Below are 19,837 nucleotides of genomic sequence, written 5' to 3'. Positions count from 1 at the left end.
GATTAAACAGAAAATTATGAGTTATTGTTTACCGCAGTACTACAAGACTTTGAAATACCTAATAATCATAAAGGTTAATGCTCGTTAGGGTTATCTCCTTCTATTTCTTTCCGTTTAATGGCGTTAATGTTCATGATATAGATATAGGATTGCTCTATGCTGTTAAATAGTTCGATGCAGGTTTTGATATTTTGATCATCTGCATTTTTAAAATCTTCTATTCTGATTCTCATCACTTCTCCGATCTCGCATTGATCATTAAAGTCTGAAAATTCTCCGCTCATTGCCAGGTTAATAATGGTTATTTCTAATTCATCTAAAATGTTTTCCAGGGAGCATACCAGACTAATCAGATTTTCCCGGTAAAGATTTTTCATGATATACTGCGTTTGTTTTCTGCAAATGTGTCGATAATGTGCGCAGTGTATTTGCGCCTGGGAATGTTTTTTATTCGACAGATTAAGGGGTAAACGTGAAGTTCCGTTTAAGGAAGAGTGTTTTAAAACGGAACAATATTATTTTCGTTTTTATTCAGGTACTTTTCTCCGGGAAAATACCAGAGCGGATATTTGAATTTTAGCCTAAAGTCATCGCGGCCTTTTAAAAGCTTGGTTTTAGTGATGTACAAAAAAGCATCGTCATATTCAATCGGGTCATTGAACTCGTTTGTTTGAATATGGTAATATGCGGGGCGATGAATAATCAGAAGATGATCTATATATTTTTCTTTGGACGAATAAAACCTAAAAGGAAAACCGTCTTCCACTCTTTTGTCAAGTAACGAAACTAAAATGATGTTTGTGTGTAAACTTTTTGCTAATACTTTCAGGTGCCTTAACACCAACTGATAGTTCTTATGTTCGCTAAAAAGAGGATTGACATCTTCTTCTAAGCTTCTCAGGTCGTCAATTACAAAATATTGAAAATTCCCTTTTTGAGTTACAATTAATTCCAGTAATTCGATCAGCGGAGGTCTGTCAATACAAATAGTATCATAGTTTTTTTTAGAGTCGGGGTATATATTCATTCTTTCTTTTTTATAGGCTATTTCCTCCAAGGATTCGCTTAAAGAGATAAAGCACACTTTTCTTGAACTATTACTTAATAAGTTCATAATAAATGACGTTTTCCCCATTCCCGGGCGTCCACCCAACACAATTAACTCACCACTATCCAGATTAGTATTTTGTTCGATGAATGATAGATCAAGGTTGTATTCAAGCATTGTTTTTCGGTTTTATAATTGTCATTCTGATATGATACAAATGTGGAAGGATGGGGTGCAGTGTATTTGCGCTGGGGATAATTTTTTACAACACAACTCGGTGTGGGGAGTTTATTATATTTACGAAATATTGTTTTAAACAATATTTTATGTAGTTTAAAAAACAATTCATTTGGTTATTTACTTAGCAACTTTTCACATCCTATGCTTTCTTTTGTCATTACACTACCATTTTCTTTAATTGTCCAATTAGTAAAGTTTTACGTTCAGTTAAAAATGCTTTAAAGTCCGCAATGTCTAAACTAACATTAGGAATAAGTTGGTTTACTTTGTCAATTTTGTTATTTGTTACCCAATCTTTCAAAGGAGTGTCAAGTTTGGATTGATTTAAAGTTCCGTTCAGTAATTGAAGATTTAAAATGCTGTCCCAATTTGTTGGGTCGGTATAAAATTTAAAATCTTCTTCTGTTTGATAGTTTGCTAGTTTACTGTTGTAAAAATAACTCGCAGGGTGCAAATGGTCTTTGTGATAATCTTGATTTCCGAAGTTCAAATGCGAATAAATCAATGATAAAACCGGAAAACAGTTAGGTGCATCTTTTCGTGTTGTCAAAAGTCCTTCAATAAAATCATCGTCAAACGAAAGATTTTTGGCCGGATTTCCTTTAAACTCCTCTTTAATTCTGTCGAGCGGAAACGTTGGTTGTTTGCTTGTGTCTGCAAGTTCCGCTTTGATTGCTTTTTTTATGCTTGTTAAAACAGTGTCGGATTGACCACCAAAAACACCTTTTAAAAGGGAAAGGCAAAGCCATTTTCTAATCAATAACTTATCGTCTTTGTATTTTATCGGACTGTTTATGTCGTTTTCAATTCCACGATGATAGATGTAATAAATGATTGGAATTACTGCATTTTTAGCTCTTAAACTATGGTCATTAAACCCAAGATTAGAAAGTAATGTAAATGCTTCAATAATGCTTTTCTTTATTCTATCCCAATTCTCTTCAAAAACAATTACGTCGTTTTGAACAAAATTTTTGACTTGAAATTTAATGCTTTTGTCATTAAAAAGCACAAGACAAGTTTTTAGAACAAAATCTTTGCTGATTAGAAAACCGGGATTGCCAATTTCAAAAACTTTCTTTACAACGTCCGGAATTTCTTCTCGTGCGTCAGATTTCCAATTTGCTGTTGTGATTGACATTAGCAAATCCGAAAAACTTAACGGCTCGCCACCGCTATTTGTCCGAATAAAAATGTCTAAAACGGTGTCTATTTCTTGTGTGGTTTCAAGATAGTAATTGATTAATTTATCTTCAAAAATGACTTTGCGAAGTTGGCGAATGGTATCTTTTGTAAAAGTTTTTGACAACCAACCGCTTTCATCTATAAGGCTGTCAAGGTCATTAGTTTTCTCAAATTTTAAAATATCATTTGCTTTAAACCAAATATCGTCACTTTCGGTTTTTTTGTCAAATTCTTGTTTTGTTAGGAATTGAAAATCATAAATCATCTGCCTTTCGTTCTCGTCAGGTAAAGGGTTTGAAAGGTTTAAGTATAGATGTCTTGTTGGGATATTTTCTTCGTTATCAACCCACCGTTTTCTTGGTAGTTTGTAAGCGTAAGAACCTTTTAAACCAATATAAATACTTGTCAACCGTTGTTGTCCGTCAATAACTGCTTTAAAGTCAGGATTACTTTTAGTGTCTATGTCGTGATTATCTTCTTTAAAAAATTGCCGATATTCAGTTAAGAATTGATAGAATTTAAAATCGTTTTTTATTTTACTTTCTTTTACCTCCCAAAACATAAAAGAGTTGATTGGGTAGCTTCGCATTATGCTGTCAAACAGTACTTCAATTTGGTCGCTACTCCAAACAAATTTTCGTTGGATTGCAGGAAGTAAATAATTTCTACTAACAATGTTATCTATCGCATCTTTTATTGTTATTGGTGTTACAAATCCGCTTGACATAATTTATTTCTTTGTTGTTTTCGATTACAATTGTACCAATACCTAAATCTTTACAAATTGATTACCCGCTTTATAGTTGAAGGCGGGTATAATTATAAGATAGAAATTAATTGGGTTAATTTTTCTTTTTTAAATTAATCTAATTTTCAGTTAGCTCCCCCAACCTCCTCAAAATCATCACCATCGCCCAAGTATCCAGTTCACAATAAGCCAGCATATCTTTAATCAACTGCTCATTATCATCATGCGGCTGATTATTAACAAAATGTTTGACATAGGCACTAAGCGCCTCTCCGCCATTGGAGATGGCCATTCCTTTGTAGGATAAATCGGACATTACGGGCAGTACTTTTTTGATGGAGCAAGAGCCTTGCTGGTCGGGATGGTAATAATAGAACTGCTTGAAGGGCGTGAGCAAATCCTGCATTCGGGCAGTTAAATCTTCGGCCCAGATATGGTATTCGGGGGCTGCACTTGCCCATTCGGTTATCCTGCTCTTTTCAAAGGTTTCGTAAAAAGATAGTATAGTTCCTTGTGGGCCTATATCCTCATGTAATTGACTAAATAAGGCCTTTCGGGGATCAGTGGAAGCCGTATGCAGGTGCTCCCGATGCTCAATGGTGCCATCTGCCTGTTCTATATGAAGGGAGTATTGGAACGGTATCTGCATATAAGGCCGGGTGCCGTCAAAGGGCGGAATGGCGGGGTTGAAAGTCTCAAAATCTAAATGATAGATGGGGTATTCCAGCCCCTCAATAAACGCTCGTATTTGCTCGGGGTTAGCATAGGGTTTCCCTGAAATGGCGGCTTCCCTTTGTATTAAGTGTTTGTCCGGGGTTTGTTCATCTGTGGGCAGGTCTTTGATTAGATGAATGCCCGAAGACCAGAGTTCTATCAGCTTTTTCTTTTGACCGCGATATAATTCAAAAACAGAGCCTTTGGGTAGAGCGGCGTTAAATTCATCTTTAAATACGTTACTGTATTCACCCTTAGTCAGGTCTTCAAGACGGAACTCGGGGCATACGGGCTGATCCATGACGGCCAGCATGTTTTGTGCCAATGCGGGAACCTGATGGAGGAATTCGCTTACCTGTTCGTTGACCTCTTCAAAGTAAAATAAATCCCGGGTAGAGAGTTCTCCCTGACGGATATACTGATTATTGACCAGCATCACCCGGGTAGCATTAATTTTTAACCCGCATTTTTCCAGTACAAATCGTTGAAACGCCAAATCATGAATGTGGGTTTCTTTCAGTTTGGTGGAGGATTTCACCTCGATGATGTCCCATTCCTCCTTCCCGGAAGGGATCAGGATATCTACCCTTACATAAAACCGGCCGGTGAGAAAGCCGGCTTCAAAAATAGGTTTGCGGTTCCTCAGGGCTAGACGGGTTTGCCGGATATTGGGAAGAAAATCGAAGGGAGTTAAGTCAATACCTTCCTCAAAATACTGTTGAGCTAACAGACCCACTTCTGTACCGCTTTCAAATATCTGTTGCGCGAAAGCACCCGGCGGAGGGATGGTTTCGGGCTGATTGACCACGCGCCACAAAAGGGCCTCGGAATCTAAGCCGTTGAGAAATTTTGATTTGGTTAACAGTTTGGGCATATTTTCAGGTAAATGTGTAAATAAAGGTACGAAATTCTTTATGTGTTTTTTTGGCGTACTCAATGCCGCTTCGGGTACCGGCCGATTTTCCATCCCAAAATGCCACGATCAAATCGGCTTTGTCAACAATCAGTCTGTTCCGAAAAATACCGGCCGATTTTCCATGATTTTTCCAATCGGGCAGAACTATTTCAATGGGTATATCGAATTCTTTCGCATACTTTTCGGCGAGTTTATCAGCACCTTTCGCACCACCCGAAATGATTTTTGTAATCCCCGGAAACAATTTCATTTTTTCTTTCAAATACGCATAATCGTTAAAATTACGACTTCCAATTAGGGCTATTATCATCATCTTTGAATTAAAATCCAAAGAAAACAGCCGGTGTGCAGCCTATTTGCGCTATGAAAAATTATGGTAAGCCTTTTTGATTTTTTCTAAAATGGATTGTTTTAATTCTATGGGTTCAAGTACTTTTAAATGGTTAGAATGCGCTAGAACCCAGTTTTCCAGCTCCTGGTTAATGACTAACCGGAAGCTGAATGTATAAACATGGGCATCGTTACATAATAATTGTTGGCTTTTGTGCAAAGGCTTGGTCAGCAGGAAAGGGGCAAAATCTGCATCCACCTCGATACCAACCGTTTGAGCAGGTTGACCGGTATAGGTGATGCCCAGGGTATTACCAAAGTACTCTTCCGCATTAAAGTTTCCTTCCTGGTAGGTATAACCCACGGCTTCCGAAACCTCTTCCATGCGGTCTAAAGCCAGGGTGATAATATATTTCCCCTGATCGTGCCAACCCAACAGGTACCAGCGCCCGTCAAATTCTTTTAGTAAATAGGGGTGGATGATGTGGTGTTTTAAGGCGCTGTCTGTGAACTTCTTATAGCCGATGTGGAGCACGGTTTTAGTTTCAATATGATTCAGTAATGATTGCAGGTAATGGATGCCCCTGGCCTCTTCGTCTTTTTCAAAAGAAATGGCGTGTTGATTTTCTTCCTGTAACTTTATATACAGTTTACTCTCAAATTTCCTGTAGATAGGATTAAGGTCGTTGAAGAAATCGAAGCCTCTGTATTGTCCGAGAACTTTGGCCGCCGTACCGATAGCCCTGAAATCATTTTTATTTAACGTAGCGTTCTTGATAGAATAATCCGGGTCTTCATAAAAATATTGGCCATTTTCGGTTTTAATCGGAGCGAAATAACCCAAATCGCCCGATCGCATAACTTTAATGTCGTTTTGGATGGTCCGTTTGGAAGGTATATTTCGGGTATCACGGTGAGCCACTTCATCGGCATATTCCGCACAGGCATTGGCCAGTTCTTCCCAACTCCATTTTCTGTTACGCCTTTGCAGGCAATTATTAATGGTGTGGTAACGCAATAGGGCATCTAAATTTACAGGCATCGGGTTTAAGGTTTAAAGCTTGTAAAGTTAACCTAATTTCTCCTCACATAAATCCGCCATTGAGGAGTAGGATACTTGCCTCCATATTTGTACGCTCAAAAGTCTGTGTATATGAGCCGAATCCGGGTATCTGTGTATGAAGATAACGTGCAACTGAGCGAAATGCTGGGCTGGATTATCAAGCCATAATTTCGTATTCATTGTTTTACTTTCCCTCTAAAATTTCCAACAATCGTTCATTCAAATACAATTTTTCTTTACCGACTTTTACTGATTTCAAAAAGCTGTTTTCTTCTAATGCTATCAAATAATTTCCGACTGTTTTGGGGTTTCCGAAATTTTCATCAATTAAGTGTTGGCGTTTGGTGTAAGGCAACCGAAACAAAATTTCAACCAAATCTTTGGAATATATTTTTGGCAATTTTGTTTTTATTTCTTCTGCGGTTTTGTCTATGACTTTTGTGAATTTATTCAACCGTTCTAAACCTCTTGCAGAAGTTTCCTCAATCATATCTAACATATACAAAATGTAGTTTTCCCAATCGTTTTTTTCGGTTACACTACGCAAATTTTTGTAATAATCCACTTTGTTTTTAATGATGTATTCACTCAAATAAATGGCTGGTGTATCGAGTAAACCCGAAAGTTTGAGGTATAGCAATAATAAAATCCGTCCTGTTCTTCCGTTACCGTCTGCAAATGGGTGGATTGCCTCAAATTGGTAGTGCATTAACGCCATCTTTATCAATGGGTCAATAGTATCATCTTCATTGATGAACTTTTCCAAATTTGCCAATTTTTCACGAATAACGGCTTCGCCACTTGGTGGCGTATAAATTACTTCGCCTTTTGTGTTGCTCAAAGTTGTTCCGGGTGTAACCCGAATAGAAGCGGTGTTTTGTTTGATACATTGAACAATGCTTATGCAAAGGTTGGTTGTGATAAACGGTTTTTTCTTTAACTGTTCCAAACCCAACCAAAGAGCTTCTTTATAGCTCAATACTTCTTTGGTGGCTGAATTTTCAACTTTTTTGTCTGCAACCAACGATTTGTAAAGTTCATCATTGGTTGTGATGATATTTTCTACTTCTGAACTTGCCTTTGCTTCTTGAAGATAAATCGTGTCTAAAAACAAAGTTGGATTGGGTAAATTCTTCAAAGTCCCGTTCAGTTGAGCCAATGCTCTACCTGCCGAAATCGTTTTACGCAATATCTCTTTTGTTTCTACATCTGCGTTTGGCGGCAATAAAGGCAGGTCGTTGTATGGTATATTTTTATCAAATTTGCTCATTTCGTTCAAGTGTAAGTTTTACTCTCGTTTTCGATACGAGGGTAAAAATATAAAAAAATTACTCTCGTTGTGTAACTAGAGGTAAAAATTACTCTCGTTCGTTTTGGGCAGCAACAAAGTCTAACGGACGACTTGTTAATTCGGGAATGTTGATTTTAGAATTACCGTTCCGTCAACCTTGTTGCTAACGGTTCGGGGCTTGGCGTTCGGGCGGGATTTTTAGCACTAAAGTTTGTTCGGAGTATAAAACTTTCGGCTTGCACAAATGTGTCTGCGGGGCACGAAACCCCACCCTTCGCCAAACCGCTGTTAGCTGCTGGGTATTTGTCCTTTAATGTTGTCAATTTCGTTATGAATGTTTTGGAAGTCGTTGTTTATTTTTTCAAACAAGTCCGTAAATGTTATTTTTTCAATTTTTTCATATTGGTATTTAAAGGTGTCGCCATAATTTAAGTAACTCTTTTTTCCTCTACCCCAAAATGCATTATTTAGAAATAGATTGCTGCTTATTAAATTTTCTGCAAATTTTCCTGCTTTTCTTCCGATTACGAATTTTCTGTATTGAATATCCTCAATCTGAATCCCTATTTTGTAACCGTCATTCAAGTCAAGTACAAAGTCAATAGTTGCTTTTTGATTATTGATGCCGTAAGCTGTAGTTACGTTATGTTTGTTTGAGTTATTAAAATGGATTAGTAAATGGCTTGCTCTTAATTTTTGATAACCTTCCCAAAGTTTTATCTCGTTCAGTTTGCCGTATAAAACTTTGTTCAATGAAATAGCAAAATCGTATTCATTCATTATTTCCAGTTGTTCGGCCAATTCCGATAAATTAAGTGAGAACTGTTTGTAATCAGAAATTAAGCTTTGGTAGTATGTGTCATTCGTGAATTTTACGGGCTCAATTGCATCAGAAATGTTTTTATAGGTTTTGACTGTCCAACCGTTGAAAGACAGCTCATCTGTCCAAAATAAAGTTGTAAGCACAAACTCTATATCAGATTTACCAAATGAGTTTTTAATTCGTTCAAGTTGTCCTTCCGTTGGGAAGTCTTTGACCTTGTTTTCAATTGCAATTTTGTCTGACACATATAAGTCAACAGTAGCTTTGAATTCCCCACTGGTTTGATTGTGTTCTCTTTTGAAAGTAATGTCGCTAGTTACTGATTTGTCGCTAAAAAGTTTTGCTGTTTCAGTTTTATTCAAAGTTGATAACCAAAACCAAAAGTTAGAATGAAAAAGCTCTCTTGATGACAAGAAAAGGTAAAATAAAGGACTTGATTTAAGTTTTTTTATTGTCGAGTCAATCTTGTTCATTCATTTAATTTTGTTGAGTTGTCGTTACCTTGCAGCTAACACACAAATATACGAAACCGCGCAAAATTCCGATAGTGGTTAATTTTTAATTTTCAGGAAATTACATTTTATTACCTTCGATACATACAAAACACGCAGCTCTATGGATATGTAAAATACGAAACCCATTTCTGACCCGAAACGGTTCCAGATTTTGCTTGGTACGTACTAAGGGAGAAAGTGATTTGAATAGAATTGGATTATGACAAAAATCTGATCCAGCGCCTCCGTAGCCACGTTAATGCCTATTGGCCAGCATCACCCGGGTGTTATTGATTTTTAACCCGCATTGCTCCAGTACGAATTGTTGAAATGCCAAATCGTGGATGTGGATTTGTTTCAGTTTGATGGAGCAACGATTGAAGGTAATGGATGCCCCTGGCCTCTTCGTCCTTTTCTTCTCCCGTCTTTGCAGGCAATTATTAATGGTGTGGTAACGCAACAAGGCATCCAGATTTACGGGCATTGGCTTAAGGTTTGGTTGTTGTAAAGTTAACCAAATTTCCTCTCACATAAATCCGTCATTGAGGTAAGCGGTTATTCCACCTATATTTGTGCGGTCAAAAATCTATGCCATGGCGCGAACCCGAGTGTCTGTTTATGAAGATAATGTCCAGCTGAGCGAAACATTAGGCTGGATCATTGAGTCCAGTGATGAGCTGGTGCTGACCGGCACACATCTTCACCCCGTTCACATAGCAGAAGAGGTGGGGAAGGAGCTTCCCGACGTGATCCTGATGGATATCGAGATGCCGCAGATGTCGGGCATAGAAGCTTTACGGGAGATTTCGGAGCGGGCCACTTATATGCCCAAAGTGCTGATGTTTACGGTATTTGAGGACACGGAAAAGATTTTTGAGGCCATTAAAGCCGGGGCCGTGGGTTATCTTCTGAAGAGCACGTCCGGTGAAAAGATTATTGAGAGCATCCTGGAGGTGGCCAAAGGCGGGGGAGCCATGAGCCCGTCTATTGCCCTGAAGGTGCTCAGCTCCTTTCATGAACCCAAACAGAATCCCTACGGGCTTACCGAACGCGAGGTGGGGGTGCTTCGCCGGCTGGTGGAGGGGGATAGCTATAAGTTGATTGCCGCACACTTTGACCTCAGTATTAATACGGTGGAAAAGCACATTCTTCATATTTACCAGAAGCTGAGGGTAAATTCCAAGGGTGAGGCCATTACGAAGGCCTATAGAGATAAGTTGGTGTGATTTCCGGGGTTTGTAAGGGTGTGTTTTGTAAATTCACAAAAAACAAAGGAGCAACTTTAGTTCCTATCACGGATTTCCGTAATTGACGCACATACAGAGGAAATCTAGCTTTGTGGAAGTAATTCCAAAAGCGATGCTAAAACGGATACTTCTCTTATTGCTTGCTCCGCTGGGAGCATATGCGCAGGACCTGGCGGCCATCGGCAGCCAGAAACCCTTTAGCATGAGCGGTTCACTGGATATTCGGGGTATTGGGTACACGGCAGCGGGCATTGCCGCCCGGAGAAGCCCGTTTATGTACATGATCAGCGGTAGCCCCGTATTTTCAATATACGGCATTTCTGTTCCCCTGTATTTTATGTATAGTGAGCAGGATCGTTCCTTCCGCCAGCCTTTTAACCAGTTTGGCATGAGCCCTACCTATAAATGGGCTACGGTTCATGCCGGCTACCGGAACCTCACCTTCTCACCGTATACCCTGGCCGGGCACACTATGCTGGGGGCAGGTTTTGAGCTCAATCCGGGGAAGCTGAGGCTGGGCTTTATGGCCGGGCGGCTCAACCGGGCCACCACCATCGATACCACTACGGGTGCGGTAGAGCCGTATAGCTTTTCACGGAACGGCTATGCCGCCAAAGTAGGAGTGGGCACAGAAAATAATCACTTCGATCTCAGCTTTCTCAGTGCCAAAGACGGCGAAAAGAATTTCAAGGGTGACCTGGAAACCAGCCTCCTGCGGCCCGCTGCCAATGTGGTGCTGGGAGGAGATCTCAAGCTGACTTTTGCCGGGAAGTTCTTTGTTTTTGGCGACGGAGGGATCAGCGTTTATACCGGCGACCGGAACTCAACCGTAGCCCTCTATACCGATTCAGCCGGGGTGCCGGGCGTGATCAAAAAGCTGATCCCGGTCAACGGTACTTCGGAATATTACATTGCCTACAGCGGCGGACTGGGATATAAGGAAAAGAATTTCAGCCTGAAAGCGGCTTACCGGTATGTGGACCCGGAATTCCGCTCTATGGGAGCCTACTATTTCCAGAATGACATCAAAAACCTGACGGTATCGCCCACACTGAATATACTGAACGGGAAGCTCCGGCTCATGGCCAGCATCGGCGTGCAGGACGACAACACCAAAAAACAAAAACAGGCCACAACCCGACGGGTGATAGGCCTGTCGAACCTCTCCTGGGATATTAACGAAAAACTGGGGCTGGATATTGCCTATACTAACTTCTCCTCCAATTCGGAGCCTGTGGTGGCCCTGGTGCAGAATAAGTACCTGCTTACCCAAACCACCGCCAACCTGTCTGTAAGCCCGCGCCTGGTGCTGGCCCGCACAGAAAGCACACAGATGTTCCTCCTTTCGTACAATAACAGTAACCTTAAGGATGTCAACGAGGAAACCAAGATCATGAACAACATCAATTCTACCGTAGCGCTGCTGAATTACAGCATTACCCTGAACCAGCCGGGGCTGACTCTGCTGTCGGGGCTGAACTACACGGTCAATAAAATAGCAGACGGAGATATCAGCAACACCGGTTTTTCACTGGGGGCCTCCAAGGCATTTCTGAAGAGCAAATTGCAGGTAGGTACCCAGAACTCGTATATCATCAGCACCCTGCCCCAGGGCAAAAGCAATATCCTGAGCCTGGGCGGTACCGCTACCTGGCAGCTGGTAGCCAAACAGCGTTTAAGCCTGAGAATCAACTCGCTGAAGCAGGCTTATGCAGAAGGTATGGGGAACACATTTTCAGAATTTACGGCAGAGGCAGGTTATACGTTGAGCTTTTAAATTTTTACAGGCTATGAAAAAAGCTTTTATCTTTTTGGTTTTTATGCTGGGGGTTGCTGTTTCGCAGGCCCAGACCCTCTTCCCGGTCAATGTCAGCATTAACATGGTACCGCCGTATTCCACCCGGCTGAGCGATTACGCCAATAACCCGGGCAAGGTGCTGATCACCTTACGGAATACCCAGACCCGTGAGGTGACCGTTTACCTGCGGGCCACCATCAGCGGCGACAACGGCATTATGGTCTATACCAGCCCTGACTTCAGGCCGGTACGAGGCATAACGCTCCGGCCGAATATCCCGTTTACCCTCACCGTGGGCGATCTCCAGGAGGTATTTGATGTTAACCAGCTCAATACCCGGGGCATTACCATGCATGATATAGAACGGAAGAACGGCCTGCCCGAAGGCGTGTACCAGGTATGTGTACGGGCTTATGATTTTACACGGCATACGGTGCCTTTGTCTTCCGAATCACCCCTGGGGTGCACCACTATACGGCTGACCAGCATAGAGCCGCCCATGCTGATCAAACCTTTTGAAAACGAGGAGGTGACATCTGTTCAGCCACAAAACATTATTTTCAGCTGGAGCCTGCCCGCCGGCGCACCTCCGGGTACCCGGTTCAGGATAAAGCTTATTGAACTGCTGGATCCCAAACGCAACCCGAACGACGCCTTCCTGGCCGGCACCCAACCTCCGTTTTTTGAAAAGGTGGTTACGGGGAACGTATATGTATACGGCCCGGCAGACCCGGCCCTGGCAGACGGCCGGAAATATGCGTGGGCCGTGACTGCGCTGGATCCGAATGAAAGCATACGGAGCGAAGGAACGGCCTTCCGGAACGGCGGAAGAAGTGAGGTGCGGGCGTTCACCTGGAAGCAACGGAGAACGGCCGCCCTTACCGATGTTCAACCCGGCAAAAATGCCCCGGCGATCAAAGCCACGCCCAAGCTGGACCCGGAAATGGACATCACCAAATTGCTGACCTCAGTCAGCGGTAAGCTGATCTATTCCTACCCGGAAGACTACAAGATGATACCGGTCATCGGGAAGCATTACCAGACACTGACCGCTGATAACTTTTCTGCAAGATCGCAGCACCGCCCGGGAGGAGGGCTGCTGGAAAATCTTTACGAAGCCCCGGCCTACCTGAGTCCCAAACCGGACGCCCGGCCGGCCAGAAAGGTAAAAGTGATGCTCATGATGGTATACGCATATCACGATGCGCTCATGACGGGCAGCGGGGTGAGCCTGTCGTCTATCCCGGTAGGGCACAAGTGGAACATCCTGACCTCGGCTGAGGGTACATTGCTTATCAACAATAAGGCTACCAGCCTGTCGTCTGTGAGCCAGGTGCTGGCTACCGGTTTCACCAACGATAACGGGGAGTTTAACCTGACCTTTGCGATGAAGGATACCTCGGGCATGAAAAGCATGAAAAGTACGTTCGGAAGCGGAGAGTTCAAGGGCTCGTATGAAGGTGCGGTAAGAAAAACCTGCGTGCTGATCGTAGACAGCCCGTATTACTGCACGCCTTTTATTATGGTCAATGCCCGGCCCGGCGACAACATTGTCCTGCCTGAGCTGGTAAGCCTGGTAAAAAGCCAGGAGCTGACCATAATAGCCCGTAACAATGAAAAAGAAGGACAGATGGGCTCCAAGGAGGGCAAGCTGGAGAATGTAAACATTGAGCTCTTCCGGCTGAAACCGATGGAAGTGGACCTGCCGGAAGGAGAAGGGCAGAATTTGCCCCCGTCGGCTGTGCAGGCCCTGCAAATGGGCGATTACTCCAAAATGTACCCTATCACAAAAGTGGGGCGTACGGTGGCCGTAGGCCGAACCGGAGCCGGCCAGGAACAGGGTAAATTCAAAGTTCAGCGGGTAATACGGATCAACACCCGGGCCAGTGACTCTTTCATAGCCCATTCGTACAGCGATAAAAACGTAGGGGTTTACAATAAATTTGACGGCATAAAGGTGGTTGATGCCGTTAGCTATCCGCAGCTGGGCGGTATCGATATTCCCTCCGGGAACAGCCCGGAATGGAATTCGGCTGTTGAATTTAACTCGCTTTACCGGTATACGGGCTCAGAAGTAGAAACTGTTATGCTCTCCAAAAATCCGGCGGTAAAAGGCAAGGTGGTGGAGAAAAACATGGGGCTGGCCTCTGTACAGGTATTGCTCAAGACCAAGGTGACCACCACCAAGGTAGTTGACTCAGGCATGTTCGGACTGTTTAAAGAGGAAGTCAAAACTACCGAGTGGAAACCGCTGGCGGCTATGGTGACCAAAGACGACGGGTATTTTGAGTTCAAGGATCTGAAGTCGGGCGACTACCTTCTCGAATTTTCAAAGCCGGGCTACAAGCCGGTGTTGTACCCCGACGGAAATACGATCATCGGAAATATGGTAATTGTATTGAAGCCTTTCACCCTGATGACCGGCCAGCTGCTGCAGACCAATGATATTGTCATGAACCCGTCAGGGCGTATAACGGCCTGTGTGTCGGATGAAGACGGGCACCGCGTGGTGTCGGATATCCGGGTGGGTGACGGTGCTTTTTATAAGACCATAGAAAGCGGGGTCATGAAAGGCTGTGTGGTGGATATCCCCGCACAGGTAGGAAAAGCCCGTACTATCAAAGTGAATCCACGGGCTTCGGATGTGTATTTTGACGGAGAATTTACGTACGATATCCAGGAGGAAGGTACCACGAATATTCCGGCAGGTACGTTAGCGGTATTGCGGAAAAAGCACCGGATCCGGGTGCAGGTAAACGGCAGGCAGGGAAGCAACGTGATGCCGCTGGAAGGAGCCGCGGTGACCATTAAGGAATATACAGCGCTTACCAATGCCAAGGGGCAGGCTTTGCTGGAATTTGAAAGCCCCGGAACGGAGTTCGTAGTGGCCGTGAAGCCGGCTGCTGATGACAACTTTTCGCATTGGGAAGAAAAAGTGACCATACCGGTTACCCGCACCCCCGTACAGAAGGTAGTAGATCTGACCCCGGCCCGAACCGTTCTGGCCACCGTTAAAGAGAGCATAGACGGGAAAACAGGGCCTTCTTCCGGCGCCCGGGTATACATCAAGACCCTGAAAACCGGCTGGGGCAATAGTACAGTGAATTATGCAGAGTGCACGACAGATGCCAGCGGGCAATGCACCTTGAAAGGTATACCGGTCACCGAAAATAACCTGGAGGTATTTGTGGCCAAGGAGTCGGATAAGGGGACTTTCGTAGGAGAAAAGAAAGAAGCTTTCTGGATGAACGGGCAGTTCCAGTCAAAGGTAGAGCTGACGCTGACCCTTCAATCGGGCTTTAAGATCAACGATGTGTGGGGTTTCCCTGTGAATATTGAGACAGCCCAGGCCCAGGCCGACGGATCGTACCGGGTGTCAGGCTCCCTGCGCGACATCCCCGGTAATCCTAACTTCTCTTCCACAGACGGCCGCCTCGATTTTAAAGACGTTCGGTTTGTGGCCGCCCCCGGAAACGGGAACACCCACCAGCCTGAGAAAGATGCGTTCCCGCTGGAGCAGAAGTCGTTTAAGGTGAAGATAGGGCAGGGCCTGCAGGGAGTGGTGGCGCCTACCCCCCTGCAGTACGTTTACAGCCTGAACTTCCCGCGTATCCAGGTGACCCGGAACAGCCAGGGGAAAGGCGAGCTACGGGCAGCCGCACGGCTTGAGCTTTCTTCTTTTGAAGGCACTTACCAGCTTTCCGGCAAAATAGAGCTCGGGGAGAACATGAACCCGGGAGATATACTTATTTTCAGCGCTGCCAACCTGCCGAAAAGAAGGCTGAACCTGGGTACTTCCAGCAGCAACTCGTCAATGGTTAACCTGAAATACAAAGTGCATAATTTCCCGGCTGAGGCAGAGAAAGAGCAATCCTATATCTCGGGTGATTCGGTGAATTTCTATACGGTGCTGCATACCAACATCCCGGACATGGTGCCTTCAGACCTGGCCGTAAAAGCGGGGTATATCACGGTGCTGCCCAACAAAATATTGCCGTTCAGCGGGGGAGAAGACATCAGCTTCTCACTGGAGAAATGGAAAGTTACCGGGCAAAAGCCGGCTACGGGTCAGGTATGGACATACGATCTGAATAACGGCGGAATTTCAATTGCCAAAGCCGTGGTAAATACCGGTGTGGTGGCGGTTGGCCTGAGCCACCTGATCATCAAACCCGACCGCCTTATTGCCGACAAGCTGGATCTGAACAGCTCAGACGCCGGAGCCTTTAGCCTGGGCGGTATTGTACCGCTGGAAATCAAGCCCGGTACGCAAACCATGTTTGCCTACGATCCGAACTGTTATCACGACAACAAGCCGCACTGGAAGCTGACTCTGGCCGGGAAGTCGGGCACGGTAGCGGCTGAGGTTTCGAACCTCGACGGTCTGGCAGCCGGCGACAAGCTGCAGTTCGGTTCCATGAACCTGTTTTCCGATAACCAGCAGCAGCTCAACGGCCCGTCGTCGAAAAGCCTGACCTTGTTTAAGGTGCTGAAGTTTTCACTGAACACCATTGACGTGGGCAAAGACTTCTTTACCCTCGTAGGGCAGGCGTCTATGGACATTCCCAATATGAGCTCGGGCGGAAACGGCATAGTAGGACAGATTATCTACGCAAAAAATGCTTCAGGGAAGATAAAAGCCGATATCAAGCCCCTGTATTTTGAAGTGGAAGGAAAAGGCCAGGTGACCTTTAAAGCCGACGATGCGGCCAAGAGCCAGAGCATATCGGATGGCCTCTATACGTCAAAAGGGATGCTAAAAATATACGATACACCCAGCTCCCAGTGGTTCTCGGTAGAAGCCCTGCTGACGCACCGGAAAACCGGCAACGGGTTCAGCACTTCTGTGGAAGTGCTGGAAAAACAGAAGATCCCCTTAGAAGGGAAATTCCTGGAGATCAAACCCGGCCTGGACAACAGCAGCATGAAAGTGGCCGGCGGAGCGTGGCAGAACCTGGTGCTGAGCACGGTGCTTCCTGAAAGTGGTTTTCAGAATATGAGCAAGGAAGAGGCAGACCGCAGCCTGACCTTTGTGGTCAAGGGAGCGCTGGAGACCGACCCCTCAAAAGGGAAGCTGGGAGTTACAGGCATGGACACCGGCTTTGGCAACATGAGCCTGTTCTACAATTTTGCCCGGCAGGAGGTAAGGGGCGACTTTACCCTGGTATTGCCGGAATATGCCCCCATTAAATGCGGTATTGTAGACATCACCTCGATAGGGGGCGCCGTGGTGATCGGAACGGGCGGTATGTACATGCGTACCTCTGCCACCGGCCTGCTCACACTGGCCGGGCTCCCAACGCCCATCAATGGCACGGTGAACCTGTTGCTGGGGTATTACAACAAATCCATTTACCCGGAAGACCTGAGCACCCTCACCCAGCTGGCTGTGAATAAATCGTATCCGGCCGAGCTGAACAGCGGGATCAAGGGCATGTATTCTTCGTACACCCTTTCTATAGATAAGACCGTAGGGCGTATCCGGAATTTTGCCGAAGTGGCAAAAGTAGGCGTAGAAGCGTATGTACGGGTGGCCTATGAATACCGGACGTTCCTGAACTTCCGGTCGGCTACCAGCTTTGATGTGGAAACCGGCATGTTTGGTTACGGAGAAGCCGGAGTTGACGCCGTGGCTGAATTGCCCGTGGGGGGAGTAGCCGGGCACCTTGCGCTGAACGTTCAGCTGTCATTAAAACAAAAAGCAAGTCCTGAAGTGGGTATCAGCGCCAAGAGCATTGCCAAAAGTATCAAAAGCCTGAAGATGGAAGGATGCGGCAGCGTAGGAGGCAGTGTGAAAATAGAAGTTTGTCCGCCGGTATTGGATTGTTACACGCTGATAAATTTTAATGAAAACATCTCTGCCCGTTTTACGATCAGTACCCGGCCTGATATAAGCTTATCTTTTGACAGTTGCGGCAACGGCATGCCTATGGAAACCTTAAGCACTCAAAAATGATGAAAAAGATAGTAATTCTGTTGATCAGCTTCGTATCGTTGTCCCTGCGGGCACAGCAATCTCCCGGCCTGGTGCTCAGGGCTGCCCCGAAAGGAATCTTCATTTCTTTCGGAAAGCCGGATTTTGTCGGTAAGCCGTTTGAGCTGCAGCGAAAAGCTGCAGGAGAGGCTGCCTTTAAAACCATTGCCCGGGTCACCCCGCCCGAAGACATAGAGCGCGTAAGAGAAAAAATACGTGAGGCAGCAGGCGTATTTGCCGACGATGCAAAGCCCTCTGACACCTCTCTTGAAAAGATATGGACGGACTTCCGGTCGGGTAACCGGCAGGTGCTGGACGTGATCAATGCCGTTCCGCAGCTGGCCTATATTTTTAATGTAGCCTGGCTCGACAGCGAAGTGGAGGCCGGCCGGAAATACCAGTACCGGGCAGTGGCCGGGGCCTCCCGTTTCGATTCGGAAGAATACCTGTATGCGCATCCACCGTATTTTCCACCCCTGACCCAGCTGGCTTCCGACAAATATGAGCAGTCCATTTATATGGATCTCCGTTTCCCGGCGCAGTGGAAACAGGTGATCAGCGCCGACGTAAAACGCAAGAATATTACCCAGGATGCCGGGCAGTACAAGCCGGTCTATCCCCGGATTACGGTTACCGACAAGCAGGTCATGCAGATAGCCGACACCAGCCTTCGGGTGTTGGGTGCCTACCATTACCGGGTACAGCTGAAAGATATTTTCGGCAACAAAGACACGGCCGTATATTATTTTGAGGAAGACAATATCCCCCGGCAATGGGTGCCCGAGGTGTCTGATGTAAAGATCGTTTCCGCACCGGAGGCCCGTGCTTTGCAGCTCTCCTGGAGTGTAAGCGCGCCTGACCGGGTGCAGAGTGTTACCCTGTACCGCAGCCGCGAGTACGACACCGGCTACCGGGTGGAAGGGGTATTTAACGGTACCGATAAGAGCTATACGGATCATGTGGGTGAGGCCAATGAATTGTATTTCTACTATTTTGAAGTAAAGGATATTTTCGGACATTCCACCCGCACGGTCCGTTACCATTCGGTATACGAAGGCAGCAGCATACCTACGCCTCCGGCAGAGGTGACGCTCACGGAGAGCGCACAGGGACCGCAGCTAAGCTGGGCCGCTTCTGACCGCATAACACGGGGCTTTTATGTGTTCAGGAAAGAAGGGCTTAACGGTACGTTTGTGCAGGTTTCTCCCATGATCCTGATCCGGGAAGGAAAAGGTGCTTTCCTGGATTCGGCCCGGCTGAGCCCCGAATTTAATTATTTTTATGCTGTAAAATCGGAAAGCGATACCTACAACCAGAGTGATTTTTCGGATACCCTCTTTTACCAGCCGGCCGTGAGCCGCTCGCCGGCGTACCTGAAGCCGCCTTACGATATCCATCTTTCGTATACGGGAACTGCGGCAAGGCTTACCTGGGAGAACGTGCACGATGAGTATCCGCGGGTATTGGGATACGTGGTATACCGCAAATCGGAAGACGAGAAAGAATACCGCCAGCTCACCCGTGAGCCTCTTCACTTCAGCCAGAATATGTACCTCGACTCGGCCTTTAACGGGGCAACCCGGTTCAGCTACGTGATTGCCGGTGTAGACGGCATGGGAAATACCGGGGCGCAGAGCCTCCCGGTTAACCTCGATCTGTCAGGCAGGTTTGTGCTGGTTCCGGAAGAAACCGGCTTTGCGGCAGATGCCAAAGGGATTACGTTACGGTGGACCGCCATCTCTGCGGGGCAGGTCAAAAGCATTAAAATTTACCGGGCAGAAGATAACGGCAATATCAGCCTGGTTTCTACCCTCGACAACCAGAAGACCCAGTACCGGGATATAGCGGTGAAAAAAGGCAGAAGCTACACATACCAGGTGGCTACCGTAGATCTCAAAGGCAGGGAAAACAGGGCTGAACCCCTGGTGGTGAACTTTTAAAGACCTTCGGTCTTAGCAGGACCAGG

The 19,837-nt window shown here is 45.5% G+C and carries 12 protein-coding genes; 4 read left to right on the top strand and 8 right to left on the bottom strand.

From position 1 onward, the window contains the following. Positions 1-74: 74 nt before the first annotated feature. From AB2U10_RS00170 to AB2U10_RS00135, 8 genes are all read right to left on the bottom strand, one after another. Positions 75-377: a hypothetical protein gene (locus AB2U10_RS00170; protein ID WP_367916550.1), complete on the bottom strand. Its 303-nt coding sequence runs from the start codon at positions 375-377 to the stop codon at positions 75-77. Positions 378-499: 122 nt separating this feature from the next. Next, positions 500-1,225, bottom strand: coding sequence for a DnaB-like helicase C-terminal domain-containing protein (locus AB2U10_RS00165; RefSeq protein WP_367916549.1), 726 nt, complete (start codon positions 1,223-1,225; stop codon positions 500-502). A gap of 220 nt (positions 1,226-1,445) precedes the next feature. Then, positions 1,446-3,200, bottom strand: coding sequence for a DUF262 domain-containing protein (locus AB2U10_RS00160; protein WP_367916548.1), 1,755 nt, complete (start codon positions 3,198-3,200; stop codon positions 1,446-1,448). A 139-nt stretch (positions 3,201-3,339) separates the two neighbouring features. Beyond that, complete coding sequence (locus tag AB2U10_RS00155) at positions 3,340-4,809, bottom strand: DUF2779 domain-containing protein (protein WP_367916547.1); 1,470 nt, start codon at positions 4,807-4,809, stop codon at positions 3,340-3,342. A gap of 4 nt (positions 4,810-4,813) precedes the next feature. Next, positions 4,814-5,164 (bottom strand): DUF2493 domain-containing protein, encoded by a 351-nt coding sequence (locus AB2U10_RS00150; protein ID WP_367916546.1) that lies wholly within the window; start codon positions 5,162-5,164, stop codon positions 4,814-4,816. A 48-nt stretch (positions 5,165-5,212) separates the two neighbouring features. Further along, on the bottom strand, positions 5,213-6,223 hold the full coding sequence (locus AB2U10_RS00145; protein ID WP_367916545.1) for a helix-turn-helix transcriptional regulator: 1,011 nt from the start codon (positions 6,221-6,223) through the stop codon (positions 5,213-5,215). 205 nt (positions 6,224-6,428) lie between these two features. After that, a complete protein-coding gene (locus tag AB2U10_RS00140) occupies positions 6,429-7,514 on the bottom strand; it encodes a Fic family protein (RefSeq protein WP_367916544.1) in 1,086 nt (361 codons plus the stop codon). Positions 7,515-7,823: 309 nt separating this feature from the next. Beyond that, a complete protein-coding gene (locus tag AB2U10_RS00135) occupies positions 7,824-8,831 on the bottom strand; it encodes a hypothetical protein (RefSeq protein ID WP_367916543.1) in 1,008 nt (335 codons plus the stop codon). A 614-nt stretch (positions 8,832-9,445) separates the two neighbouring features. Here AB2U10_RS00135 and AB2U10_RS00130 point away from each other — a divergent pair. From AB2U10_RS00130 to AB2U10_RS00115, 4 genes are all read left to right on the top strand, one after another. Continuing rightward, positions 9,446-10,078: a response regulator gene (locus AB2U10_RS00130; protein WP_367916542.1), complete on the top strand. Its 633-nt coding sequence runs from the start codon at positions 9,446-9,448 to the stop codon at positions 10,076-10,078. A 133-nt stretch (positions 10,079-10,211) separates the two neighbouring features. Then, complete coding sequence (locus AB2U10_RS00125; protein WP_493820020.1) at positions 10,212-11,876, top strand: hypothetical protein; 1,665 nt, start codon at positions 10,212-10,214, stop codon at positions 11,874-11,876. Positions 11,877-11,889: 13 nt separating this feature from the next. After that, positions 11,890-17,853, top strand: coding sequence for a hypothetical protein (locus AB2U10_RS00120; protein ID WP_367916541.1), 5,964 nt, complete (start codon positions 11,890-11,892; stop codon positions 17,851-17,853). Beyond that, positions 17,850-19,811: a fibronectin type III domain-containing protein gene (locus tag AB2U10_RS00115; RefSeq protein ID WP_367916540.1), complete on the top strand. Its 1,962-nt coding sequence runs from the start codon at positions 17,850-17,852 to the stop codon at positions 19,809-19,811. The genes AB2U10_RS00120 and AB2U10_RS00115 overlap by 4 nt, the downstream gene beginning before the upstream one ends. Positions 19,812-19,837: the final 26 nt, after the last annotated feature.

The sequence above is a fragment of the Leadbetterella sp. DM7 genome (assembly GCF_040829825.2).
Taxonomy (GTDB): domain Bacteria; phylum Bacteroidota; class Bacteroidia; order Cytophagales; family Spirosomataceae; genus Leadbetterella.
Note: the sequence above shows the minus strand (reverse complement) of the source record. Positions and strands in the feature narration are given on the sequence as shown.